Raw genomic sequence first — 22,203 nt, forward strand, 5'->3', positions numbered from 1 at the left:
CACCCAGTGATTAAAGCTGTAAAGAACAACAGCACCTACAACTGAGGAAGCCAAGAATGAAAATCCATTGTGCGAGCTTTTATATTTAAAAAATTTCAATAACGCTTCTACAAAACGATAAAAAGAAAACCCCATCACGCTCGGGGTTTTCCATCTTATTTTAGAACCGGATATCAGCGGCATTCTGGAATTATCCAACTTTCCCAGCCTTCGGAGCCTGGGTACACAATCATTTCACCACGAAACTCTGGAGCAACGCCGGCATTTCCTTCTCTCATCCAGAGATTCCACTCAGACGTTTCCAACAATTCATCATTCTTCGTATAAACACGATAAAAATATGGACTACTGAAATATTTAAAGATACGCCCAGCGACGACACCCAGGACTTTGTAATCAGGTGCATATGTGGCGATATAACACTCGCCCGAATCATTCCAATCCGTGCGCAAGGGTTTTGCAGTCCATGAGCTCTGCACTTTCAACCCAAGAAGGACCAATAGCGGTAGCGCCACAACCATCAAGAGAATGAATACTCGCTTTCCAATAGCAGTTCTCATGGCGCTACCTTAGGCTTAACAGATCTTTGCGAAAACTCAGAAAAATCGTCAGCAGTAAAACGATGGTGAATAGACACAGGTACTTTTTTAACAGTTGAGTACACGAACAAATCACCGCCCTTGCCATATTTCTGACGATATTGGTTATAACTATCGTTGGTAACCTTGAAATAAACTTTCCCGTCAACCTCGTAAGTTTTCGGCGCAGTAAAGTATGCGTAGACGCTAGGCTTCACCACACCATCATGGTTCCAGTAACCAAGCAACTGGTCATCACCGCCTTCGTTCAAAAACTCATACGTGTCACGTATGTAACATCCAATCTCTTCAATGTGCAGTGTGGCCGCCATTTTTTTGGTCTTAGGCGTGGTGCTAAACTTCGTAACTGCAAACTTAACGACAAACCCTCCCAACGTTCCGTACACGTCATCTAAAGGATTGTTCTTTTTTTCCGATGTCGATGTCCCGATAGGTCTGAAGTTATATTGTGTAACGCTTTCCAATGCCCTTGCGCTTAAAGCGCTGTAGTCATAAGTGCCTTTTACAAGATCCTGATTTGCCTCATCGAGCACTCCCAGTGACCTCATACACGTCATAAACTGCAAAAGACCTGGCGCCAGTTGCGTCAAACCTTTTTGACGACCGATAAGTTCATTGTATTGGCTGGGATTTGTCACTTTACCGATCAGCTCTTTGATCACTTGGCCCGTGTGGGGCGAAGCAGTGGTGAGCCAATCAAAATTCAGATCATCGAACAGCTTCTCCTGGGCAATCTTGTCAACCGCCAGACGCCCCAGTTTTTCGCTTGAAGACATCACAAATGGTGCACCATCTAGCCACCGCTGCATGATTCGGGCGCTCTCCTTCCAGCCCATCTTCGTCATCACACCTGGAATATCCGTGACCTGGAAATCTTCCACAGTCGCCTCCACTGGCTTCTTGTCAGAAGAAGGAGTGAGCTGGGCCGTTATAGGTGCGGGTGCAGACATGTGATGGTCCCTTATGCAATCACGATAGAAGACTGTGGTTCGAAAGTGAGCGTGACGCTTTCAGCCAAATGGGACGCTATCGAGGCTGTTTTACCCTGTGCATCCGTAACGCCTTTGAACTCTTTGCCTGATGCCGTACGCAAGGTGTATGCGCGGTCAGCAACCGGCGCTCCGGTTTTCGGATTACGCACCACAAAGTGCTGGCTGAACGGCCACTGAATCTCCACCGGCAACGGCGCCACAAACGGCACCGGCGAATGCGAATTCCCGATAATCACCGTCCCGGACCCGGCCGTAACCTTGTTGCCATGTGTCCCAACCGAATCAACCGTCGCAGCCGGTTTTCCATTAATCAAAACCGTCGTCGCCAACCCGCCCGACATCGCACCACCACACGCCGAGGCATCGCCTTGGCGGGCGGCCGCGAGGCCGTCGAAGAAGACGTCGCCGGAACCGGCGACAATCGGGTTGGTGCCGTGGCCGGGGAGCGGGCAAGCGGTGGGGTCGGTGACACGTGCTGCGGGTTTGCCGGACATACGAATCTCCTTAGTTGACCTTGACTTGACCGCTGCCATCCAGGCGCGCGGCGAAACTGACCTGACGCTTGAAACCATCAACTTCCAGCAGGCCTTCGATGCTGAAGGACAGGCGAAGCTGATCGTGGTCACGCGGCAGGGAGATGACACGCACATTGCTCAGGCGTGGCTCGTAGGCTTCGATGAAATTTTCGATGGCCAGACGGGCCTGACTCAGGGAGTCGTGCAGGCTCAGACGCATGTCATTGAGATCGGGTAGCCCGTAATCGGACAGCGTTTGCACGCTGCCCGCACGGGTGCTGAGCATCTTGGCCAGATGGGCAGCCACGGACGCCATGGCGGAGACCTCGCGGCTCCAGCCGACGCGTTTGTCCGCGTCGCCACCCAGGCGTTCGAAAAGGCTGCCGTATCCAGTCATGAGTTAGCTCCGCTTACTCTTTGTCCAGCTTGCCAACCAGCGATAGGGTGAAATCGGCACCCATGTACTTGAAGTGCGGGCGCACGTTCAGGCTGACGCGGTACCAGCCAGGCTCGCCTTCAACATCGCTGACGATGATCTGGGCAGCGCGCAGTGGACGACGGCCACGCACTTCGGCGCTTGGGTTTTCCTGGTCCGCCACGTACTGGCGGATCCACTTGTTGAGTTCCAGCTCGAGGTCGGTACGTTCTTTCCATGAACCGAGTTGCTCGCGCTGCAGCACTTTCAAGTAGTGAGCCAGGCGGTTGACGATCATCATGTACGGCAGTTGGGTGCCGAGCTTGTAGTTCAGCTCTGCTGCCTTGCCTTCTGCGCTGATGCCGAAGAACTTCGGCTTCTGCACCGAGCTGGCGGAGAAGAACGCCGCGTTGTCGGAGCCTTTGCGCATGGTCAGGGAGATGAAGCCTTCCTCGGCCAGTTCGTATTCACGACGGTCGCTAACCAGAACCTCGGTAGGAATCTTGGTTTCGATTTCGCCCATGCTTTCGAAGTGGTGCAACGGCAGGTCTTCAACCGCGCCACCGCTCTGCGGGCCGATGATGTTCGGGCACCAGCGGAATTTGGCGAAGCTGTCGGTCAGCTTGGTGCCGAACGCGTAGGCCGTGTTGCCCCACAGGTAGTGCTCGTGGCTGTTGGCGACGGTTTCTTTGTACACGAACGATTTGACCGGGTTTTCTTCCGGGTCGTACGGGTTGCGCAGCAGGAAACGCGGCACGGTCAGGCCAACGTAACGGGAATCTTCCGACTGGCGGAAGCTCTGCCATTTGGCGAATTGCGGGCCTTCGAAGTGATCTTTCAGATCCTTCAGGTCCGGCAAACCGGTGAAGCTTTCCAGGCCGAAGAATTTCGGGCCGGCAGCCGCAATGAACGGCGCGTGGGACATGCAGGCAACGCTGGACACGTACTGCATCAGTTTCACGTCCGGCGAGCTTGGGGACATGAAGTAGTTGGCGATGATCGCGCCAACCGGCTGACCACCGAACTGACCGTATTCAGCGGTGTAGATGTGCTTGTACAGGCCCGATTGCATCACTTCCGGCGAATCTTCGAAGTCGTCCAGCAGGTCGTCTTTGGAGACGTTGAGGATTTCGATCTTGATGTTTTCGCGGAAGTTGGTGCGGTCGACCAGCAACTGCAGGCCACGCCACGACGATTCCAGGGACTGGAAAGACGGGTGGTGCAGGATTTCGTCCATCTGGCGGCTGAGCTTGGCATCGATCTCGGCGATCATGCGGTCGACCATGGCCTTCTTGACTGGCTCACCGTTGTTCTGCGGCTTGAGCAGCTCTTCGATGAAGGCCGACACACCGCGTTTGGCGATGTCGTAGGCTTCGTCGTCCGGCGTCAGGCGGGTTTCGGCGATGATGCTGTCGAGAATGCTGTATTCGCCGTTCTCTTTGCTCTTTTGCTGTGCTGCGCTAGTGCTCATTGTTGGCTTCCTTGACTGATGGGGGCTCAGACGTTCTGGGGGGCGTCCTGGGCGGCGGCGTTCAAGCCCAGCTCACCCAGTACGCGACCGCGGGATTCGTCGTCGGCGAGAACGCCTTCGATGGCTTTGCGGAACGCAGGCGCGTTACCCAGCGGGCCTTTGAGGGCCACCAGCGCGTCGCGCAGTTCCATCAGTTTTTTCAGCTCAGGCACTTGCTCAACCAGGCTGGCCGGGTTGAAGTCCTTCATCGAGTTGACGCGCAGCTGCACGCCCAGCTCTTCAGTGCTGCCCTCTTCCTGAAGACGGTTCGGCACGTTCAACGTCAGGGTCAGCTCTTGCTTGGCCAGCACTTCGTCGAAGGTCATCTTGTCGATGCTGATCGGCTTGCGATCTTCGACTTTACGTTCGTCCTTGCGGTGGGTGTAGTCACCGATTGCCAGTAGTTTCAACGGCAGTTCAATCTCTTCCTGAGCACCACCGGTGGCAGGTTTGAAAGTGACGTTGATGCGTTCCTTGGGGGCTACCGAGCCTTCTTTGGCCATGGCTATTCTCCTTGCGGTTGTGGCCCGGGGGCCTATTCGAGTACCACTTCGAGATCGAGGTGGCACAGCCTGCGATAAATCTCTTCCTTGCGTTCACGTACGGCATGGTTCTGCGGCAACAACTCGCAGCAGCTATGCAGTAAATGCAGCACTTCCAGCGCAAGATCGGGCTCCCAGGCGTTCAGGCCTGAGTCCTGTAATGTTTGGTCCAGGGTTTCGAGTTGGGTCCTGGCCAGTTCGTATTTCTTGGCCATGAAGCACAGCCGCGCGAGGGCGAACTGCCAGAAGAACCGGGCGCGTCCGCCTTGGGCGCTTTGCAGGCCTTGCTTGAGGATCTGCACGGCGGCCTTGAGGCCGTCCTTGCGCAGGATCGGCAAGACTTCTTCCAGGGCCAGTTCCCAGGCTGGCTGGGTGTCGGCGACTTCGACCTTGCGCGGCGCGCTGGCGCTTTGCAGATGTGGCATGACGTGGGCGCTGACCCAGGCGCGGGTGGCCGGATCAGCGAACGGCGCGCCGTCATGGAAGCGCAATTCGATGATGCCGGGCAGGCGCTGAATCAAAAGCGCGAAGTGGATTTCCACTTCGCGCATAGCCATCTCGGCGTTGAGCCCCTGGAGGCACTCCCAGACCATTCGCTGGCCATCGAACCAGAACGGCGCCTTCGCCAGGCTCGCCTCCAGTTCCACCAGCAGATCGGCGTATTTGGCCTGGTCGTAACGGTCCTGGTAAGCCTTGAGCTTGTCGGCGGGCAAACCGCGCAGAACGGTGATCTGCTCGGCGTTGCGCTCGGGCACCGCGTCGATGGGCAACCACAACAGTGTGCGATTGAGGCGCAAGGCGCGCAGGTCGGTGGCTTTCTGCTTGAGCCACCAGGCACACAGCGGCCGCGCGCTTTCCTGCTGGGCGCGCAGGGCTTTATGGGCTTCTTTTTCGTTGTCGATCGGTGCGCCGGGGGTGAACAGTTGCGTGGCGGCTTGTTTGACCTGAGCCACCGCCGCGCCGACCACGCCGGGCTCCGGCTGGTTGTCGGCGGCGCGCTGAACCATGTTTTTCAAGCGGCGGGAGATCGGCAGCAACAACGGCGCATCGTCGCCCAAGTGCTCGGTGCAAGCGGCATCGAGACCTTCAAGGTGTTCGACCAGCCGCCGGAACATCGGCAACTGCTCTTTGATCGCGACGTTTTCGGTCAGCACCTGCTCAAGACGCGGTACCAACCAACTGACGGCAGCGGAGCGGGTGCGGGCCTTATTGGGATGAACCTCGGCCCAGTGGTTCTCGCACAGGTGGTGCAAAAGTCCGAGGCCGGCCAGCAGCCCCTGGAAGGATTCGCGCTGGTACAGGGCCCAGGTCAGCCAGGCACCAACCCGCAAGTCCTTGGACTGGGTGCGCAGCAGGTTTTCACTGTTTTCGCGGATTTTCAGCCAGTCGATCTGACCGCTTTCGTGCATGGATTGGGCTTTGCCCAGCTCGCTTTCCAGCGCCTCATATTCGCTCGAAAAGCGAACGTCCTCGCCCGCGAAATTCTCTTTGGAAACAGAGGCTTTTGCGAGTTCGAGGTAATGAGCGGAAAGTTTGCTTGAGTAGGACATCCCTGGCCTTTAGTTAGGATTACAGTCATACGTCCATTGGAGTTCCAACGACGCGAGACAGAATCAAAGAGCTGCGATGAGTCTCATCCAATTGAGTTCGTGCTCTTTCAAGTGCGCGCATCGTAATCACAATGATGGCCACTAGCAAGCATCTGATTAAACAACAAGACGAAGTGTATTTTTATCTCGTAGGAGATGTCCCTATATGTAGCAGGGGGATCCCTGATATCCGCTTAACAATTCATCGCTCGACCTAATGGCCTGAAACCACTGAGATAGAGCCATCAGCCCCTCCACCTTAATAAATGCCGTATTCATTACCGATTCGCCCCTGAGACAGGCGCGAAGCATGCCAAAAATACAAAATTATGAATGTAGGACTATTCCTAAATGTTACCGATATTCATGAGTTAAACGACGAGCGACAACAGCCAATAAGAAAAGTGCCATCATTGTGATGGCATTTTTATATTTCAAACAAAGTTCCAAAATGGAACTTCCGGTATCGCGGAAATTTCATATCGGGCTTCAAGATCCCTCCTACATCAATACTTTGGATGCCTTGTTAGCGTGCACGGCATTTTGGCGACCTGCTCGAGCCAGGCACGACTCGGGCGTCACGATTTTTTCTCTCTCGGCTTAAGGACGAGCTAAAAAAGCAAAAGGATAAGCGCATGTTCGCACCGGCTAATGCTGGCAACTTGGCAGTCTCACCTGACTACCACAGTTGCCTGCCCATCGAGCTGCACAGTCAGGCGGATGCATTTATCCGTTATCTGCACGAGCTACCCAATAAATCACCGGTCGAATGTCCGCAGTGTGGTCATCCACGCTTCAGACTGGAGGCCATGCCAAACCTGCGTCTTCCGTTTTACCGCTGTGCAGCTTGCAATAAAGGCTTTAACTGCCTGTCGAAAAACCCATTTTCGGGGTACGGGCTTATGCACCTGTGGTCCGCCTACGGACAGTACCTTCTAGCAGGCTGGCCTATGCCCAATATTGCCAAAGCGCTGGGCATTTCCCCCAGTACCACGTGGCGCTGGATTAAACCCTGCCGAGCGGTAATGGCTAAAGAATTTCCAGCGTTGTATCACTGGTGGTCTGCGCGACAAGATCGAACCGATCTGGAACCGCCGCCGCATATTGCGGCCCAGGCCCAGGCGTTCCTGAGTGGGTTAAAGCATTTACTGACGACTCAACAGGCTGTTTGCTCAAGGTGTGGCTCGCTTCAAATGCGGCGCGTCGATGAGCGGCGTCCCAATTTCTACTGTTCTGGCTGCTCAAGCACGTTGAGCTTACTGCGTGGCACGGTACTGTCCCGGTTGGGTTATCCGGAACACTGGCTGGGTTTAGCTCAAGGGGTGATCAATGGCGAAAGCGTGGTTGATTTGCAACGCCGTACGGGGCTTTGCGGAAATGCCTGCAAGCGCTGGCAAGTGCGTTTTACCCAGATGCTGGAACAGCAGGGATATACCGAGTTGATCCAGTGGATTACCTGGCTGCGTAGCCGCCGGGTTAAGGAGGTGAGTGATTTTGTGCGTGAAGGCGGGCAATTGGAGGTTGTAACCGGTTCTCGCTATTCCACTGATTCAAATCGGCGGTATTCGGTTCCACCAAAGCGCTTGCGCAAGCAGCACTGAAGACATTTCGAGCAACACGGCTGCGACGACATTAAAGACTCTCACTGTTGTCAGCTAATTGTCCGAACGACAGTACGAAGGCCCTCTCTTAACGTATTGATTGCTACGCCTGCTTCGTTCGTGGAAACAACATTCTGTAACCACCAACCGAATATTCTCTCAGCAAATTCCTCACGTCCTGCTGCGCCGGTGGAAACACCGCCTCCGCCTGCGAGAGTTACCACTGAAAACCAGGCCTTCAAGCACGTCTCTACAACTCATGCACGACGTTTGTCGGTCGGATTCAATCGTTGAACCTCGGCAAAAATCTCGGTAATGGCTCGTCTTGGCTGTCGCTTGTGCAGTGCTCGTACTTGTTCGCTCATGCGCAGCAGTTCTTCGCTTGGCTTGGCCCATTGCTCCTTTGGCAACGGCTCTGACCATTGGCGCATCACCTCGGGCAACGTGTGTTGGCCCATGGCTTTGATGCGCCGGATTTCCCATTCGGTCAGGTAGTTGGGAATCGTCCACAGCGTCATGACGTGGTACAGGTACCAGAAAAATCCCGAGAGCCGGTTGCGTGAACCGTCGCGGATTTGCTGGTGCATGCGCGCGCGGGCGTTGTGGAAGGTGTGCAGGCCTTCGTGGGGTGGGTCGTCGGGGCCTTGCAGGTCTTGCGGGTCCTGGATGGATTTGAGGTCGTTGACTTCGAATTCCATGTAGCCGCGAATCGCTTCCCAATGGCTGATGGCGATGGGCAGGCCGGTGCAGGGGAATTCGACGCTGGTCAGGGTCTCGCCGTGCTGGAAACCGATGCCCATGCCGTATTGGCGGCGGATGCCGTACTGGGTGGCGTTTTGGGCTTCGATGACCCAGGCCGAGAGCGACTCCCAGGGGACGAAGACCGGTTCGGTGGCGTCCTCGGGCATGAAGCAGACTTCACGGCGTTGACGGTTGAAGCGGGTGGGGATGATTTCGGCGCGTTTGTTGTGGTTGTGGAGCCAGACGCAGAGGCCGATGAATAGGGTAAGAGAAGCGGCTACCAGTCCGAGTTCAGAGGCAGCAAAAAAAACATCAATCGCGAACTCCCATGAATAAAGCCACTCGTATCCCAAAACGAGGCCGAAAAAAAAGCTGAACAACGGGAATAGGAAAGCAAACATACAGGCAAGAGTGAATGGTCCGCCTAATATGACTTGCCATGAGAACACCTCTGGCGATCCCAAACCGAAGTCCATGTACACCTCATTCAACTCCCCGATATGAGGGCCATTAGGCGGCAGTGGTGTCGGAAGCGGCAGCGGGGCGAGATAGGTGATCTTCCCGCTTGGAAAGGGCTCGACATCTCCGGCTTTGCGCGATTGCCCAAGGTGCGGTGTCGGCGCGGGGTTATCAAGGTTTTTGGGCATGGTCGACCGGCTCCAGCAAATGGGTTTCAACCAGCAACAGGGGCGGAGGCTCGGTGACTGATTTTGGCGGAAGCGAAGGAAAATGGCCTTCGCCCCGAGGATTGAGATGAATGACGTGAGTGCGAGAGACCCACTCTCCTTTGGCATTCAACATTTGCACGCACACCCCCAGTTCCAGTGTCTCCACCACAGGCGCCATCGGTGCATTACGATTCAGCGGATATTGCAGACATACAATCAGCGGGTCTGCTTGCACGACCAGCAGGCTGTCCGTCACTTCGTCGCTGATCACATCCTTGCGTTCACGCGCCGTACCGCGGCTGTCGAGGGGGCGGAAAAGCCGATGGGCGCCGATACCCAGGCGGTGAGACGGTTTACCGCTTAACGGCGGCTGGAAGTCGCTCAGTTTCACCCCCGGCAGCGTCAGATGTATATCACTGGGTTTGGCGCGCAAAAACAGGTTCTTCAGCAATGAATCATGCTTGTTCAAGCCAAGTTGTGCCGAAGGGGCGTGAAGCAAATCGCCGAGGTAACGTTGGTACTGATCCAGGGTGTAGTTACCGCGTTCATCGCTGTCCAGGCTCCATGGCGTGGTTTTGAGCCATTTGTCGTGAGCGCTGATGTTGTAGCGGTTGAACAGCCAGGTGCCGCCGAATTCCAATACGGTAAACAGGAAGCCGGCCAGGTTGACTCGGAAAAACACAGTAGACAGGCGTGTACCGGCTGCGGCCCAAGCGGCTGTGCGTGCCGCGGCACTCCTTGCAGTCACTACTTTAAAAGTGGCGTGGACAGTATGACTAAGGCCATAAGCATTAACAGCTGTCATGCCGGCTGCACCCACTGTAGCCAGAGCAGCACTGCTTTGGGCCGCGCGGTTGCCGCTGCGCGTTGCTTGCTGCCAATTCTGCTGTTGGGTATTAAGGCTGGCCAATGAGGATGCAAAACCAAGCGCGTAGGTAACGAAACCCAGTCCCACATGCATCTTCCCCATTTGCACATGCACACTCTCCAAGGCGTGATGTTGAGCTGCCCAGACCAGCTTATCGCTACGGGCCTTCAGAGCGGTGTCTGCCAGGCTCTGTGCTGCGGCAAACCCTGCGGCACCTGTGGCCGCCGCCGCACTCAACAATGGTCCAATAGATCGTTTGTTTCCTGCCTGCTTGATTGTCTCTTTGAAGACCACCACCAAATTCACCGCCTGCGCCAAAAACACCAACAACCCAACCCCTTCGCTCTTGATCAAGTCTGCCTTCGGCACGCTCTGAATCCCCAGCCGAATGTTCTTCAGCAAACTCCTCACCTCCTGCTGCTGCGCCGGTGGAAACACCACCGTCACCCCCGCCCGAGCCGGCGTAGCACCGTACGTGCGCACCGACCCATCCGGCAACTCAGCAATCGGGCTCAACGCATCCGCCAGTCGGCCTTCAAGCTGAGTCAACTCCGCACGTACCCGAACGATCTCGGTTTGCAATTCAACCGCGCGTGGCGTTTTGTGCCCCGCTTGGTTTTTATTGTGGGTAAGCCGGTTGCGCTCACTGGTCAAACTCTTTTGGTAAGCGCGCTCCCTGAGCACGTCCTTGATGTCGGTTTGCAGCGCCGCGTGTTCCCCCGGGGTGGCAATGGTAAAGGTCACCCCGGTGGTTTTCGCCGCATCGAGAATCCGTGCCGGCAGCGCTTTGGGCAGATGACGGAATAGTTCGTCGAGGTCGGGGACTTTCCCACCCGCCAAATCGAAGCCTTCCAGCGCGCGACTCAGGCCCAGGTTCAACGCTGGGCTGTAGCTGTGTTGCACCGCGTCGGCCATGGCGCGGGTGTGTTCGGGTAAATCGTCGAGGGCCGGCAGGTGCGGTTGTTCGATTTTTCGCAGGGCTTCCAACCATTGGGGCAGCTTGCTTAACAGGCCGGCGCCCGCATTGGACAACAGGCTGTATTGCACCAGCAGCTCGGGCCTGACGCGCAGCGGCAAGGTATAGAACGGGGACCGCGTCAACTCCGGGTGTTCTTCCAGATAGCCCAGCATTTCTTTGCTTGCGTGGTCACTGCGGCAGATGTCTTTGATGCAGGCGTATTCGGCAGCGAAGACCTCGGCCAATTGCTGCGGCTCGCGCGCGTCGTAGTACCAGGCCGAACGATGGTAACGCCCCGAACATACCAGCATCGTACGGTCAGCGGTGATGCGTTCGAGCAAGCGGTTCCAGCGCCCGAGGTCTGCGCGGTGCTGAAACAACGCGTCGTCCATGGCGGGGCGGTCGATGAAATCGTTGATCCCGCGTTTGCCCGTGAAATCGGAGCCCTCGATCACGTCCTCAATGCGTTTGTTTTGCTCCTTGCCGAGCTTGATCAGGGTTTTGAGGTGCTGCTCAACGAAGTCGGTGGGGGCCATCGCAAAGTGCTGGCGGGTGTAGTAACTGCGGTCCGCGTCTTCAATGGCGCGCTTGTGTGCAGTGATGTCTGGAGTCCCCCCCTGATACTTGAGCATCTCTTGGACTTCGGCTTTGGCTTCCTTGCGCAGCTGCACCAGCTCCAGGGGGGCTGGTACGTCGACAGGCTCGACCTTGCCGCCCTTGTTCAGGTAATCCAGCAAGGCTTTGCGCATGTGTTCCCGGGTTGGTTCAGGCAACTGTTGTAGATCGACGAGCAGCGCATTGACCGCCGGGTCGTCGCTGGCGTCGGCCAGGTTGCCGATATCCGCGGGACTGAGCTGGCTCAAGGATTCGATGTAGCAAGCCAGCAAATAATTACGTTCGTTGTGGTCGGCATTGCTCCAGGTATCGACCCAGCCGACCACAGTGTCTTGATACTCGGCCAGATCACGCAGCACGCCGAGGTCGTCCTGCACCACGAGGAACAGCGTGTCGTCCTGATAAGCCGGGCGGACCCGCCCGAGAAACTCACCGATGTGCGCCTCGCGAAAGCGTCGCGGCTGCTCCCACAGATAGGGTTCACGTTCGTGCGCGGGGGCGTCGCTGACGTGCAACGTCGGCAATAGAACGGCGTCCGGCGGCGACTCGGCTTCCTGTTCAGCGCGGTCTTGGGCGGCTTGCGCCTGCCGGGCCGAAACCGTCGCAATCTCCGCCAGCCACTGCTTGCCTTGCGCGACCGTCAGCAGATGCCCGCCACCGGTCTGGCAATGCACCGGGCCGAGATCGACGGCCTGCATGAAGTGTTCGCGTTCCTCGCGGCTGTCGAGCACTTGCGTGCATTTGGCCGCCGTCCACTGCACTTCGGCGAAGCTCACATGCAAGGTGCTGCGCCTTGAAAACACCAGTGCGGGACGTTCTTCGATGGGCGTGCGCTGATCGCCATCGACCTTGGCGCCCTTGTGCAGCAAGGCGCTGACCAGTCCGTTGAGTACCTGATATTCGTGCAGGTGGCCGGTGACGCTGTCGATGACGTACAACCAGCCATCGCGCAGCATGCGAATGCCCAACGGGCGGGTCGTCAGGGCATACGGCAGCTTCAGTTCCGCACTCGGGTCGAGGGGCTTTTCCACCAGCCCGTAACGCAAGGGCAGCAGCTGTACGTGGGTTTGGCGCAAGGGGCAGGCACCCAGAGAGCCGATGGGGGATTTGGAGGCGGCAGCCGCAGCAAGGTTCGCAAGGTGGGTCATGAGCGTCCTCCTTGGCTGGCCCAGCGCTGGGCCAGATCAGCGGCCAGCGCCACACGCTCGCCGAGTGATTGCAGTGATGATGTATGCAGCAACCCGTTGATCTGCGGATGCTGGTCTAGCGGTGAGCCGTCCAGCCAGGCCATGACGTTGGCGTAGTGGAAAAGCTCGGATTGGCTGCTCACGCCCAAGGCGCCGGCCTCGGCCTCCACTTGTTCGAGCATTGGCCAACGCTGGGCCACGGTTTCACCGCCATAACGTTCGGGAAAGTGAGCGAGCAGGTGAGCGTCGAGTTCGAGCAATACGCGGCGCCGATCAGCGTGGTCCAGCGCCGAATTCTGTTCAGGGCTCAGGCGATAGGGCGTCGGCAGGTCAGGACGCTCGGACGACCGGGGTTGGTGGCGATGCCAATTCGCGCCGACGTTATCGGCCGTTACCACACAGGACAGTGGACCAAACAAACGCTCATCGCCGCTGCCGAACAGGGCACGCGCCACGGCGGCATCGGCCAGTCGCAAAATCACCGGCAGGCCCTCTGGCATTTCAACCGTCAGCAGTTTGCGCAAATGCTGAGCAACGCCATGCGCAGGCTCGGGACTGAACAACAGCACGCCCCACTCTTCATGCGCCTGTTGCAGATAGAACTGAAAGATCGGCTCGTCAGGTTGTTCGATCGCCACCAGCAGCGGCGAGATATCCTGCAGCGCAGTGAACGGCGCACTGTCATACAGCGCAACAGTGCTTGCACCCGGACTGAGTTGCTTCAAGCGATCCGGCAAATCGCTCAAGGTCGCGCCGTCCAGCAACAGGAAAGCCTGTTGCTCGCTCCATGGCAGGTCTTCAGGCAGAGAGGTCGAGAGATTCATGCTTGGGCGGCCTCGCAAATCAGGCAGCGCGAGGCGCGGGTTGAAATCAGCGCATGACGTTGCTGGACCGCATCGAACGTCACTTTCAACAAAGGCAAGGCGCCCGGCATCAAAGGCTCAGTCGACATGCCCACGGCCGGGGCGCCGCCCTGCACAATAGGTGCGCTGCTGAAAATGCCTTCCGGGCCTATCGTCAGCCAATGACCGCCAGCCTGAATCGCCGCGCGCTGACCACCGTCGATGACCACTTGTTCGTCTGCATTGAGGTGAATGTGCCGAGTGGCACTGAGCAGGTGATTGGTGGTTCGGATATGGCGATCGCCATGAACCAGCAAGTGATCGTTTTGTTTGAGTTCGGTCAAGCGGTTGCCGTGGGTGAGGTGCTGTTCTTCGCCACGCAGGTCGTGGCTGGCGATGCCGCCGACCACCACGGTGCGTTGGTTATCGACTTGAATGCGCTCGTCGTTGAGGACGAGCTGGACGAAATCGCGCTGGGCACGCAGGGCAATCTCCTCGGCGCCCTTTTTGTCCTCGATGCGCAACTCGTTGTAACCGCCCCCGCCGGGACTGCTCTGGCTGCGGAAAATGCTGCGGGTGTGCTCGGCCGGCAAATCGAGTGGCACTGGAGTTGAGGCGTTGGGCAGACAGTTGAGGATAAAAGGTTTGTCAGGGTCGCCATCGGTGAACCCCACCAGCACTTCCATGCCGACCCGGGGGATCTGGACGCTGCCATAACGGTCATGGGCCCAACCGGTAGCGACCCGAAGCCAGCAGCTCGATTGTTCGTCGCGCTGACCCTCTCGGTCCCACGGCAGTTGAACCTTGACCCGGCCGTACTCGTCGCAGTAGATCTCTTCGCCGGGCGGGCCTGTGACGATGGCATGCTGGTTGCCCGTTATTCGCGGTTTGGCGTGCTCAAGAGCCGGCCTGAATATGACGTCCCAAGGTGTCGCGACGAAGTGGTTACGGTAGCCCTGACTGAAACCGTCCTGCGGACTGGCATCGGTAATCGACTCCTCAAGCACTTGGGGTTGCAAGCCAACATGTTCGACTTCAGTCAGAAGCCACAGGCCATTCCAGTCAGTGCGGGGGTGTTCGGACATGTCGACGAAATGGCCGCTACGCATGGCGCACTGATCGCTGCGCCCTTCGGCTTGCTGGTAATCGGCGCGGTGACGTTCCAGTGCCCGATTGGCCAGATGTTTACCGCGCTCACGATGGGTGAATTGACCTGGGAAACCATAATCCTCAAGGTGCGGCAGCAGCGGGTTTTTGGCCTCGCTTTCCAGTTCCAGACGCGGTTTCTCGAAGTCGTAATCACGACGGCTGACGTGGGTCGGGCGGGTTTCCAGTCGCAGCTTGAAACGGTCGATCACCGGCGCTTCGGCGACCATGCCACTGCCTGGCCTGTACGCGGTTGACTGGGAGGGTTTCGAGAAGCTGGTTTGATCGTCGCCGAACACCAGCACATGTCCGTCGGGGCTGTGCTCGAAATGAAAGTGCAGACCTTCTTCCTCGCACAACCTTTGCAGGAAATGCAGATCAGCCTCGTACTGCACACAATAGAGCCGTGCCCGGTACTCGGCGCTTAGTTGGAAACGCCAGGCATCGGGCTGCATTCCCTGGTCTTTCAGTACTTTTGCAATGATCTGCTGCACGCTCAGGTGCTGAAAAATGCGCTGATTGTGGCAGTGGGCGAGGTAGGCAAGCCGGGGCACCAGGGTGATTTGATAGCGGGTCAGGCGTTTGCCGGAATCGCCTTGGGCGATTTGATAGACCTGCCCGTGAATGCCGGCGCCGTCAGGACCGAAGCGCAGAAAAGCCGGGCGATGCAGCAGAGACTCGAGGTCCAGGTCGGGGCGTTCGCTGACCAGTTCGAGTTTGACTGCGTAGGGTTGGTTGAGCCTCTCCTTGGCGCGGAATTCGAGCACCTGAAGGTCGTGGGGGAAACCTTCAATGTCGAGTTTGAAAACGACCTGCTTGGCCTCGCTGAGCATCCACATGTCCCTGTGTCTATTTGTAAGCACGGGACTTTGCGTGGATCTACAAATTGGCGCAGTCAGACGAATCGATATTTAGCGTAGGACGCTTCCGTTAAGCCGAATAGTTGTCGAATATCGTTTCCCGCCAACATTTTCGGAAGTTAAACACCGCTCGACAGCGCTTGTTTAAAACGGCTCAAGGTTACTTCCTGCAAGCTACAACACCTTGCGTCGTTGCCTACGGCTACGCCAGAATCCGCCGGCTTGTGCGCCTTGGGGGCGGTCGGTAACTTGGTTCCTGTCACTGCCCATCAGTGATCGGGTTTAGTCGCTCGCTGGTAATTGAAGATGCACAAGCTTCTGTCAGACAGGTATTTCCTACCTGCATTTGATGGTGGCTGTGCGTAGGGCACCTTCGGGTGCGCCGGCTTCTTCAATTCCCCGGTCCGACTAACCTGCGTACAGCTGCCACCCCTTCGTTTAGTCGGCGAAGTGTTGTCAGCATCATTCAAGGAATTGAAGATCATGTTCAAGGTCACACCAAACCCACCCGACACCGATCCGGTCTCCCCCTACGAAAGCCCCGACTCAAACAAACTCAACGAAGCCGCCGAGCGCGCCCTCGACCATCACTTCCCGCCAGCCGACCCCAAACCACCAAAACGCAACGGCCAGCTCTTCAGCGTCTGCCCGGGTATCAACCCTGAAACCCTTCTCGCCAATGCCTCGGAAGATTTGCTGTCCATCAGCGCCATCGCCGCCAACCTCGCCGACGATGTGGACGGTTCCCGCCGCTCCGTAGCCCTGGCGCTCAGCCGCATGGCCGACGGCGTGCATTTGTTGGTGGAGCGAATGCTGGATCATCTGGATGAGCCGGAGATAGCGGCGATTCTCGCCAGGAAACAAAGCCGAGTCAGTTGATCGACCAAGAAAAAAGTACTCCGCCCCCCATAAAAAAATGGTTCTTCCCCGGAAAACCGTGAAGAACCTTTTTATTGGTGCGCCAGGCATGGCGAGTAGCGCCGTGACTGGCGCTGTTTGGCTCACTGTGGTGGTGAGTTGGAGGTAGAAGCCATTTACACACCCGGCAAGAGGAGGTGTTCGCCAGAGGCAAGGGTGTCGCGGGTGACTGCGAATCTGAAGGAAACGCGAGGCAAAATGCTGGCCTGACGAACAGGAGGCGGTAGCGGAGGGAAGATACCCGTTACTGGCTGCATCCTTGCAACCAGCAACGAAGGGCTGTTACTACACATTGTTCAATGGGGCTTGCGAGCAACGTCGCAGTGAATCAGGCGGGATATCTCGATCATATCCACAACGGTTTTTTCATCGACCTCAAACCCGCGGCCTGAAAGCCCTGTATCGCTATTACTTGAGCGTGACGTCGAGCATCGGCGGGATATAACCGTAGTCGTACTCGGCCACCACGAACGTCTGCTGCCCTTTTATCTTCATGCCCACCGTCGGCGCCTCAGTGCCGCCGATACGAATCTGCGTGCCGGTTTCGTCGGTCGGTACGCTGTCGATAAAGGAGGTCACCAGGCCGTTGGGCATCACATAGTGCGAGTAGGTCTGGAACGGCTGAGAAGACGGGTTGCCCAGCACCAGGCCGGAACCGTTCAACGGCACGTAAGGGCCGAACAGCGAATCCGCGACAAAACCGTACACCCCGTCCGGCCCGGTCACACCATCGGCATAGGTGAACGTATGGCTGATGGTGAACAGGTAGTACTTGCCGTCCTGGAACACGAAGTGCGGGCGTTCGGTCTGGTCGTTGACCCCCACAGCGGTCAGCAGCGGCGGTAGCATTTCCCAGTCGTCGCCGTCCGCGTCACGGGCCACGGCGATGCCGACACAGGCGGTCTGGAAGCGCGAGTTGCCGACGTTTTCATAACCCGGCGGTACATCGCCGATTTCCGCTTCACCCACCTTGTGCGAGCCGCGCTCGCCGGCCACGTTGCCCTCGAACAGCATGTACAGGTTGCCGTCCTTCGGGTCGCGGAATGGCCATGGATCACGGAAGCCCCAGAAGGAATTCTGTGCTTCGGTCTGGTACATCTTGCCGTCGGCCTCGAACAGCGGCTTGACCTTCTCGAAGCCGACCATGCTGACGCCATGTTCGGTGGTCACCACCCGGCCCCGCACCTTGACGATGGTCGCGCCCGGGGTGACGGCGGTGTAATACAGGTCCACCTCACCCTGGTCATTCAACAGGATCGGCGTACCGGCCCATTCGCGAACGGTCGGCGAAACCCCTTCAGCCATCACACGGCCGCCGAGTTTCCAGTCCTTGCCGGTACGAGAAAACCAGTAGTACATCTTTGCCCGACCGTGGCGATCGTTCCAGTCGCGGGTGATGTTGTAGTTGCCGTTCTCGTCGATGTACTCCGGGTCGTTTGGATGACGATCGGCAGTCAGGGTGAAGATCACCGACCAGCCATCGACGGACGTCACGTTACCATCCATGTCGCGCAGCGGCATGGTGTCCCAGATGAACACTTCGTTGCTCAATACCGGGAAATCCGCGCTGACCAGCGGTTGGGTGGTGGTGGGATCGTCCGCGCGGACTTTCAGCGCATCAGCGCGGGTCCAGAGGCTGGATTGATGGGGCGTTTTGCCGAATTTTTCAGTGTTGCTTTTCATAGGGTAATGCCTCGTCCATGAATGGATTCGAATAAATATTGATCAAAAAATACTGTATGCACATACAGCTAATTAACCTTAAGAGACTCAATCTTATGGGTCAAGAAAAAAATGCATTTGTGCATAATTTAATATTTTTCTGAAGCTGATACGTTTCAGCTTGCGATTTTTATAGAAGTTTTTTCTCAGCCAGATCGGCGACGTTGCCTGCAAAACACGCGCGTTTAACCGCTGGTCGGTCGAGGGTATGCGTAGCTGATGCAACGGGCGGAAGCAGGGACTGGGCGGATCGGTCAACTGAGTCAGCGCATCCTGCGCAAAGCCCAACAAGGCTGTGAAGAACCAAAAAAAATGGGCACCCAACCCAGTTGGCGTGCCCATTTTTTATCCCGCTCCCGCGCTACGCGGGAAGTCGGTGCGTGTTACGGATTAACGCTGTCTTTCAACGATTTGCCTGGCTTGAACGCAACAGTGTTGCTGGCCTTGATTTTGACGGGCTCACCGGTTTGCGGGTTTTTGCCGGTGCGGGCACCGCGGTGGCGTTGCAGGAAGGTACCGAAGCCCACCAGCGTGACGCTGTCCTTGCGGTGCAGAGCGCCGGTGATTTCTTCGAGAACGGCGTTGAGAACGCGGTTGGCCTGCTCTTTGGTGAGGTCTGCTTTTTCAGCAATTGCAGCGGCGAGTTCTGGTTTACGCATTAGTGAAGCCCCTTTGACGGTTTTTTGTTGTTATGTCCGTGCTGTTCTCGTTGGAACAGCGCCCAAAGCGCCGCAGATGCTCTACTCTGCGGCAGACGGGAGTGAGGATGGCACGCAGCGAAGAGCCGCGCCAGTCTCGGCGCGACCTTTGTAGGGGCAAAAGAGGGGTGATTCCGACAGAACGACCGGTATTTACGCCAGCAGTGCCGGAAGCTCTTTGTTCAGGGCCAGTTTTTCCATCACCGCCGCGCCTGTCAGGGCATAACCCAGCAGTTTGCCGCTGGCATCGCGGCACAATACCTTGATGTCCGCACCCTGCCCTTCGACTGTCCAGACGCCCTCCAAACCCCGTGGCGGCGGTGAAACCACCAAGGGACAGACCGGCGTTTTAACGGTGATGGGCATCGGGCCATAACTCACCGCCGTCGGGTTTCCGGCGAGGGTCTGAGCCAGCGCTCTCGCACAGCTCATGAGGGGCATCACGTACAACAGATTCAGCCCATCGACTTCGGCGCAGTCGCCCAGGGCATAGATATTGGCGTGAGAGGTTTTCAACTGACGATCGACCACCACGCCGCGATTGACCTGCACACCGGCCGCAGCCGCCAGGTCGATGCGCGGACGCAGCCCGATGGCCGACACCACCACATCGCAAGGGATCACCTGGCCATCGGACAGATGCGCTTCCAGTCCGTCAGCAACGCGCTGCAAGCGATTGAGCACCGGCCCGAGGTGGAAGCGTGCGCCCAGGCTTTCCAGCCCGGCCTGGACCGCAGCGGCCGCCGCCGGGTGCAACAGGGTCGGCATGACCTGCTCGCACGGTGCAACCAGTTGCACCTCGTAACCGCCAAGGATCAGATCGTTGGCGAACTCGCAACCAATCAGGCCGGCGCCGAGCAGCAACACGCGACGTTTGCCGGCCGCCGCTGTGCGAAAGCGTGCGTAGTCTTCCAGATCGTTGATCGGGAAGACTGCGTCAGCCGCATCGCCTTCGATCGGCACTCGCACGGTTTCCGCGCCCCAGGCGAGGATCAGGTCACGGTAAAACACCGCTTCCTCTCCGATCCACAAGCGCTTGTGGCCAGGGTCGATGCCGCTGATGCGCGTGTGTGTACGCACTTCGGCCTTCAACTGCTCGGCCATGGTGCCGGGTTCGGCCATGCTCAAGCCGTCAGCGTCTTTGTTTTTGCCGAAGCCGGTGGAGAGCATCGGCTTGGAGTAGGAGCGTCCGTCATCGGCAGTAATCAGCAGCAGCGGGGTTTCGCCATCGAGTTTGCGAAACTCCCGGGCCAGGTTGTAGCCGGCCAGCCCGGTGCCGACGATCACGACAGGTGCGTTCATTCCTTACTCCTCTAATTGTTTTATGCAGCGATTTCGATCATTTCAAAATCCATCTTTCCCACGCCGCAGTCCGGGCACAACCAGTCTTCCGGCACGTCCTGCCACAGGGTGCCTGGGGCAATACCATCATCCGGCCAACCTTCAGCTTCGTTGTAGATCAGGCCGCAAACCACACATTGCCACTTTTTCATTCGGTTCATCCTCAGGAATCAGATTCTTACTGGCGCGAACGGTCGATTGGTGAAGCGCTGCTGTCCGGCTCAGGGGCGCTTTGTACTGATCGGGCCCGGCAGATGCAAGTCTGTTCGGCGCAGTGGCCGGCCGGATCAATCAAAATCGCTGGCTGACATGGTAAGCTCGCCGCCTCATTTGCTGCCAATAATGACTCACTGTGCCGCACTCAAAATCCCCCGCCGTGACCCCGCTTTGGCTCCCTCGCAGCCAACTGACGCCCCTCCCCGACACGTCTACGCTCGACTGGTTGTTCGACGAAGGCTCTTTGACTCGACGGTTGATCCGTTTGTCGAATGATGGCTTCAGCGTCACGCCACTCTTCGAAGGCTGGCAATCACTGCGCGCCGACGAATGTGCCGCGCTGGACCTGGCCGAAGGCAGCGAGGGCTGGGTGCGCGAGGTGTATCTGCGCGGCCACGGCGAAGCCTGGGTGTTTGCGCGCAGCGTGGCGGCGCGCAGTGCGCTGCAGGGCGACGGTCTGCACATGGACGAGTTGGGCAGCCGCTCCCTGGGCGAATTGCTGTTTTGCGATCAGGCGTTCCAGCGCCGCGCTATTGAGGTTTGTCACTATCCTCAGGTGTGGCTGCCGATGGAGTCCCGGGCACCTGAACTGTGGGGCCGCCGTTCGCGTTTCGACCGCGGGGCCTTGAGCGTGCTGGTGGCCGAAATTTTCTTGCCGACCTTGTGGAACGCCACCCGCGCCCATCCGGAGAATTGCTGATGTACCAGAGCCTGCTCAAGTCCCTGAATCGCTTGAACCCACGGGCCTGGGATTTCATTCAGCTGACTCGCATGGACAAACCGATCGGCATTTATCTGCTGCTGTGGCCGACGCTGTGGGCACTGTGGATCGCCGGTAAAGGGTCGCCGTCACTGGCCAATATCGTGATTTTCGTCCTGGGCGTGGTGCTGACCCGCGCCGGCGGCTGCGTGATCAACGATTGGGCAGACCGCAAGGTCGATGGCTACGTGAAGCGCACCGAACAGCGACCCTTGGTGAGTGGCAAGATCAGCTCCAAAGAAGCGCTGGTGTTCTTCGCGCTGCTGATGGGCGTGAGTTTCCTGCTGGTGTTGTGCACCAATGCGGCAACGGTCTGGCTGTCGTTCGGTGGTTTGGCACTGGCCTTCACTTACCCGTTCATGAAGCGCTACACCTATTACCCGCAAGTGGTGCTGGGCGCGGCGTTCTCCTGGGGCATGCCGATGGCGTTCACCGCCGAAACCGGTGAACTGCCGGCGGCGGCGTGGTTGCTGTGGATCGCCAACCTGCTGTGGACGGTGGGCTACGACACCTACTACGCCATGACCGACCGCGACGACGACTTGAAGATCGGCGTGAAATCCACGGCGATTCTGTTTGGCGAGGCGGATCGGGTGATCATTCTGACGCTGCAAGGGATGGCGCTGGGTTGCCTGTTGCTGGCCGGGTCGAAATTCGAGCTCGGCGGCTGGTTCCACCTCGGATTGCTGGCGGCGGCAGGCTGTTTTGCGTGGGAGTTCTGGTACACCCGCGGCAAGGACCGGATGCGTTGCTTCAAGGCGTTTCTGCACAACCATTGGGCCGGGTTGGCGATTTTTGTCGGGATTGTGCTGGATTACGCGCTGCATTGACCGTTGGAGAAGATCGCAGCCTGCGCCAGCTCCAACAGGGGGATGGAGCGACCGCAGGCTGCGAACTGTT

At 57.8% G+C, this 22,203-nt stretch carries 20 protein-coding genes; 4 read left to right on the plus strand and 16 right to left on the minus strand.

The annotated features are described in order from the left end of the window. Positions 1–173 precede the first annotated feature (173 nt). From EAH74_RS02565 to tssA, 7 genes are read right to left on the minus strand one after another with little or no spacing between them, the layout of a single operon-like run. The gene (locus tag EAH74_RS02565; protein WP_140675604.1) at positions 174–560 is read right to left on the minus strand and encodes a hypothetical protein; all 387 of its coding nucleotides are present in this window, start codon (positions 558–560) and stop codon (positions 174–176) included. Next, on the minus strand, positions 557–1,549 hold the full coding sequence (locus tag EAH74_RS02570) for a DUF6402 family protein (RefSeq protein WP_140675607.1): 993 nt from the start codon (positions 1,547–1,549) through the stop codon (positions 557–559). The genes EAH74_RS02565 and EAH74_RS02570 overlap by 4 nt, the downstream gene beginning before the upstream one ends. Positions 1,550–1,560: 11 nt before the next feature. After that, positions 1,561–2,085 (minus strand): PAAR domain-containing protein, encoded by a 525-nt coding sequence (locus EAH74_RS02575; protein ID WP_140675610.1) that lies wholly within the window; start codon positions 2,083–2,085, stop codon positions 1,561–1,563. Positions 2,086–2,095: 10 nt separating this feature from the next. Next, positions 2,096–2,503, minus strand: a complete 408-nt coding sequence (gene tssE, locus EAH74_RS02580) for a type VI secretion system baseplate subunit TssE (RefSeq protein ID WP_008150080.1) — start codon at positions 2,501–2,503, stop codon at positions 2,096–2,098. A 13-nt stretch (positions 2,504–2,516) separates the two neighbouring features. After that, positions 2,517–3,992: a type VI secretion system contractile sheath large subunit gene (gene tssC, locus EAH74_RS02585; protein WP_123367531.1), complete on the minus strand. Its 1,476-nt coding sequence runs from the start codon at positions 3,990–3,992 to the stop codon at positions 2,517–2,519. Positions 3,993–4,018: 26 nt separating this feature from the next. After that, positions 4,019–4,534 (minus strand): type VI secretion system contractile sheath small subunit, encoded by a 516-nt coding sequence (gene tssB / locus EAH74_RS02590; RefSeq protein ID WP_129439931.1) that lies wholly within the window; start codon positions 4,532–4,534, stop codon positions 4,019–4,021. Positions 4,535–4,566: 32 nt separating this feature from the next. Then, complete coding sequence (gene tssA, locus EAH74_RS02595; RefSeq protein ID WP_140675613.1) at positions 4,567–6,123, minus strand: type VI secretion system protein TssA; 1,557 nt, start codon at positions 6,121–6,123, stop codon at positions 4,567–4,569. 674 nt (positions 6,124–6,797) lie between these two features. Between tssA and EAH74_RS02600 the strand changes: the two genes are divergently transcribed. Further along, positions 6,798–7,763 (plus strand): helix-turn-helix domain-containing protein, encoded by a 966-nt coding sequence (locus EAH74_RS02600; RefSeq protein ID WP_140675616.1) that lies wholly within the window; start codon positions 6,798–6,800, stop codon positions 7,761–7,763. A gap of 257 nt (positions 7,764–8,020) precedes the next feature. Here EAH74_RS02600 and EAH74_RS33265 read toward each other — a convergent pair whose 3' ends face one another. The 4 genes from EAH74_RS33265 to EAH74_RS02620 form a co-directional block, all read right to left on the minus strand. Continuing rightward, the gene (locus EAH74_RS33265; protein ID WP_240050473.1) at positions 8,021–8,671 is read right to left on the minus strand and encodes a hypothetical protein; all 651 of its coding nucleotides are present in this window, start codon (positions 8,669–8,671) and stop codon (positions 8,021–8,023) included. Positions 8,672–9,134: 463 nt separating this feature from the next. After that, positions 9,135–12,761 carry a toxin VasX gene (locus tag EAH74_RS02610; RefSeq protein ID WP_140675622.1) on the minus strand — a complete coding sequence of 1,209 codons (3,627 nt, stop codon included), beginning with the start codon at positions 12,759–12,761 and terminating at the stop codon, positions 9,135–9,137. Continuing rightward, positions 12,758–13,624: a DUF4123 domain-containing protein gene (locus tag EAH74_RS02615; protein ID WP_140675625.1), complete on the minus strand. Its 867-nt coding sequence runs from the start codon at positions 13,622–13,624 to the stop codon at positions 12,758–12,760. Before EAH74_RS02615 ends, EAH74_RS02610 begins: the two co-directional genes overlap by 4 nt. Then, the gene (locus tag EAH74_RS02620; RefSeq protein ID WP_140676148.1) at positions 13,621–15,621 is read right to left on the minus strand and encodes a type VI secretion system tip protein VgrG; all 2,001 of its coding nucleotides are present in this window, start codon (positions 15,619–15,621) and stop codon (positions 13,621–13,623) included. Before EAH74_RS02620 ends, EAH74_RS02615 begins: the two co-directional genes overlap by 4 nt. A gap of 510 nt (positions 15,622–16,131) precedes the next feature. Here EAH74_RS02620 and EAH74_RS02625 point away from each other — a divergent pair. Then, positions 16,132–16,527 carry a DUF6124 family protein gene (locus EAH74_RS02625; RefSeq protein WP_140675630.1) on the plus strand — a complete coding sequence of 132 codons (396 nt, stop codon included), beginning with the start codon at positions 16,132–16,134 and terminating at the stop codon, positions 16,525–16,527. A 447-nt stretch (positions 16,528–16,974) separates the two neighbouring features. Here EAH74_RS02625 and EAH74_RS02630 read toward each other — a convergent pair whose 3' ends face one another. From EAH74_RS02630 to EAH74_RS02650, 5 genes are all read right to left on the minus strand, one after another. Continuing rightward, positions 16,975–18,249, minus strand: a complete 1,275-nt coding sequence (locus EAH74_RS02630) for a glycoside hydrolase family 68 protein (RefSeq protein WP_140675633.1) — start codon at positions 18,247–18,249, stop codon at positions 16,975–16,977. A gap of 93 nt (positions 18,250–18,342) precedes the next feature. Further along, positions 18,343–18,630: a hypothetical protein gene (locus EAH74_RS02635; RefSeq protein ID WP_140675636.1), complete on the minus strand. Its 288-nt coding sequence runs from the start codon at positions 18,628–18,630 to the stop codon at positions 18,343–18,345. 41 nt (positions 18,631–18,671) lie between these two features. Further along, positions 18,672–18,947 carry an HU family DNA-binding protein gene (locus EAH74_RS02640; protein ID WP_003213368.1) on the minus strand — a complete coding sequence of 92 codons (276 nt, stop codon included), beginning with the start codon at positions 18,945–18,947 and terminating at the stop codon, positions 18,672–18,674. A 192-nt stretch (positions 18,948–19,139) separates the two neighbouring features. Beyond that, a complete protein-coding gene (locus EAH74_RS02645; RefSeq protein WP_140675639.1) occupies positions 19,140–20,288 on the minus strand; it encodes an NAD(P)/FAD-dependent oxidoreductase in 1,149 nt (382 codons plus the stop codon). Positions 20,289–20,308: 20 nt separating this feature from the next. Further along, entirely contained in the window at positions 20,309–20,479 is a 171-nt protein-coding gene (locus EAH74_RS02650; RefSeq protein WP_046045006.1) for a rubredoxin, read from the minus strand. A 200-nt stretch (positions 20,480–20,679) separates the two neighbouring features. Here EAH74_RS02650 and EAH74_RS02655 point away from each other — a divergent pair, with 200 nt between their 5' ends. Both EAH74_RS02655 and ubiA read left to right on the plus strand, forming a co-directional pair. Next, positions 20,680–21,243 (plus strand): chorismate--pyruvate lyase family protein, encoded by a 564-nt coding sequence (locus EAH74_RS02655; protein ID WP_123367526.1) that lies wholly within the window; start codon positions 20,680–20,682, stop codon positions 21,241–21,243. Continuing rightward, positions 21,243–22,133 carry a 4-hydroxybenzoate octaprenyltransferase gene (gene ubiA / locus EAH74_RS02660; RefSeq protein WP_140675642.1) on the plus strand — a complete coding sequence of 297 codons (891 nt, stop codon included), beginning with the start codon at positions 21,243–21,245 and terminating at the stop codon, positions 22,131–22,133. Before EAH74_RS02655 ends, ubiA begins: the two co-directional genes overlap by 1 nt. Positions 22,134–22,203 lie beyond the last annotated feature (70 nt).

The sequence above is a fragment of the Pseudomonas mandelii genome (assembly GCF_006438925.1).
GTDB lineage: Bacteria > Pseudomonadota > Gammaproteobacteria > Pseudomonadales > Pseudomonadaceae > Aquipseudomonas > Aquipseudomonas mandelii_C.

Excerpts from the sequence above, each read along its gene's own strand:
- EAH74_RS02640 (WP_003213368.1), bottom strand. The coding sequence starts at position 18,947 with ATGCGTAAACCAGAACTCGCCGCTGCAATTGCTGAAAAAGCAGACCTC.
- tssE (WP_008150080.1), bottom strand. The coding sequence starts at position 2,503 with ATGACTGGATACGGCAGCCTTTTCGAACGCCTGGGTGGCGACGCGGAC.
- EAH74_RS02625 (WP_140675630.1), top strand. The coding sequence starts at position 16,132 with ATGTTCAAGGTCACACCAAACCCACCCGACACCGATCCGGTCTCCCCC.
- EAH74_RS02645 (WP_140675639.1), bottom strand. The coding sequence starts at position 20,288 with ATGAACGCACCTGTCGTGATCGTCGGCACCGGGCTGGCCGGCTACAAC.
- EAH74_RS02615 (WP_140675625.1), bottom strand. The coding sequence starts at position 13,624 with ATGAATCTCTCGACCTCTCTGCCTGAAGACCTGCCATGGAGCGAGCAA.
- EAH74_RS02600 (WP_140675616.1), top strand. The coding sequence starts at position 6,798 with ATGTTCGCACCGGCTAATGCTGGCAACTTGGCAGTCTCACCTGACTAC.
- tssC (WP_123367531.1), bottom strand. The coding sequence starts at position 3,992 with ATGAGCACTAGCGCAGCACAGCAAAAGAGCAAAGAGAACGGCGAATAC.
- ubiA (WP_140675642.1), top strand. The coding sequence starts at position 21,243 with ATGTACCAGAGCCTGCTCAAGTCCCTGAATCGCTTGAACCCACGGGCC.
- EAH74_RS02635 (WP_140675636.1), bottom strand. The coding sequence starts at position 18,630 with ATGGGCACGCCAACTGGGTTGGGTGCCCATTTTTTTTGGTTCTTCACA.
- EAH74_RS02650 (WP_046045006.1), bottom strand. The coding sequence starts at position 20,479 with ATGAAAAAGTGGCAATGTGTGGTTTGCGGCCTGATCTACAACGAAGCT.
- EAH74_RS02610 (WP_140675622.1), bottom strand. The coding sequence starts at position 12,761 with ATGACCCACCTTGCGAACCTTGCTGCGGCTGCCGCCTCCAAATCCCCC.
- tssA (WP_140675613.1), bottom strand. The coding sequence starts at position 6,123 with ATGTCCTACTCAAGCAAACTTTCCGCTCATTACCTCGAACTCGCAAAA.
- EAH74_RS02630 (WP_140675633.1), bottom strand. The coding sequence starts at position 18,249 with ATGAAAAGCAACACTGAAAAATTCGGCAAAACGCCCCATCAATCCAGC.
- EAH74_RS02565 (WP_140675604.1), bottom strand. The coding sequence starts at position 560 with ATGAGAACTGCTATTGGAAAGCGAGTATTCATTCTCTTGATGGTTGTG.
- EAH74_RS02570 (WP_140675607.1), bottom strand. The coding sequence starts at position 1,549 with ATGTCTGCACCCGCACCTATAACGGCCCAGCTCACTCCTTCTTCTGAC.
- EAH74_RS02575 (WP_140675610.1), bottom strand. The coding sequence starts at position 2,085 with ATGTCCGGCAAACCCGCAGCACGTGTCACCGACCCCACCGCTTGCCCG.
- EAH74_RS33265 (WP_240050473.1), bottom strand. The coding sequence starts at position 8,671 with ATGCCCGAGGACGCCACCGAACCGGTCTTCGTCCCCTGGGAGTCGCTC.
- tssB (WP_129439931.1), bottom strand. The coding sequence starts at position 4,534 with ATGGCCAAAGAAGGCTCGGTAGCCCCCAAGGAACGCATCAACGTCACT.
- EAH74_RS02620 (WP_140676148.1), bottom strand. The coding sequence starts at position 15,621 with ATGCTCAGCGAGGCCAAGCAGGTCGTTTTCAAACTCGACATTGAAGGT.